Genomic DNA, 1,403 nt, shown 5'->3' with positions numbered 1-1,403 from the left:
CCTGTCTCTTATACACAAGTCTTTGAATATCGTTAAGTCTGTGATCTAATCGATCATCATCACTCATAGATTTATCATATGCACACAAACACTTCTGAAGAATGGGCTCAATTAATTTTTGGTAACGCTAATTTAGGAGATCCGAGACGCACCCGACGATTAGCTCTACTAGCAAGCGATATGGCTGAGAATGCAGACAGCTCAATTGTTAAGGCTTCTGATACACCCGCAAAAATTGAAGCCGCTTATCGTTTCATTAGAAATGAGAAAATATCCCCTCAAGCGATTGCCGATTCAGGATTCTCACAAACGAGTGAAGCGGTAAAGCAGTTGCCTTTGGTTCTCGCTATCCAAGATACGACAGGATTGACATTTAAACACAGTGTTTGCAAAGAATTAGGCGATGTGAACTGTGCAAATACATTAGGAAAACCATCAAAAACAAGAACGCTATATGCGCATTCAACTTTAGCAATTGATGCAGATACGGAGCACGTTATTGGTTTACTCGACCAGTACTATTGGTTTAGGAAATCAAAGGTTAAAGGGACTAAAGATCAACAACAGCAACGCCCTTACGAAGAGAAAGAAAGCTATCGCTGGCAACAAACATTAATGGATATAAAAAAACGTACAGGTGAATTATCAAATATACTTAACATCTGCGACAGAGAAGCTGACATTTATGAGTACATGACTTACCAAAAAGATGAAGGGCATCGATTTTTAGTCAGAGCAAAAGAAAATAGAAAATTAATAGAGCCTCAATGCAATCTCAATCAGTTAATAGAAACAGCGCAGGGTCAGTGTTGTTACACTATTAATATAGCGCAACGTGCGGGAAGAAAAGCGCGTCAGGCCCGAATTACATTGAGCTATCAACCTATAACACTCGCCAAGCCTAAGCGAGTACAAGGGCAAGAATCACCGACATTGAGCGTCAATGTCATTGTCTGTCAGGAAAAAGAAAGTACGCAAAAAAATCCATTATGTTGGATTTTATATACGACAGAGCCCGTAAATACAGCAGAAGATGCCCAGAAATTAGTAAGATACTATGAACTTCGCTGGCGTGTAGAGGAGTTTCATAAAACATGGAAAACAGATGGAACCGAAGTAGAAGATTTACGTTTGCAGCACAGTGATAATATTTTACGAATTGCGATCATTAAAGCGTTTATTGCTGTCAGGTTATTACAGCTGCAAAATATGGCGCAAAGGAGTGAATTAGACAAAGAAGTGAGATGTACAACTTGTGTTAAAGAGATGACGTGGAAATTACTATGGGCAAAGGTTGAAAAGGATGTGTTGCCGGATAAAGTACCGTCTCTCCATTGGCTATACTATAGTTTAGCGAAATTGGGAGGGTGGTATGACAGTAAAAGAAATGGTCGAGTTGGCGT

Annotated in this window: 1 protein-coding gene; it reads left to right on the top strand. The window is 39.6% G+C overall.

What is annotated here, in order from left to right:
* Nucleotides 1–78: 78 nt before the first annotated feature.
* On the top strand, nucleotides 79–1,403 hold a 1,325-nt coding region (locus tag P20495_RS20770), incomplete at its 3' end, for an IS4 family transposase (protein ID WP_033016103.1).

The organism is Pseudoalteromonas sp. BSi20495 (assembly GCF_000241185.1).
GTDB lineage: Bacteria > Pseudomonadota > Gammaproteobacteria > Enterobacterales > Alteromonadaceae > Pseudoalteromonas > Pseudoalteromonas fuliginea.
Note: the sequence above shows the minus strand (reverse complement) of the source record. Positions and strands in the feature narration are given on the sequence as shown.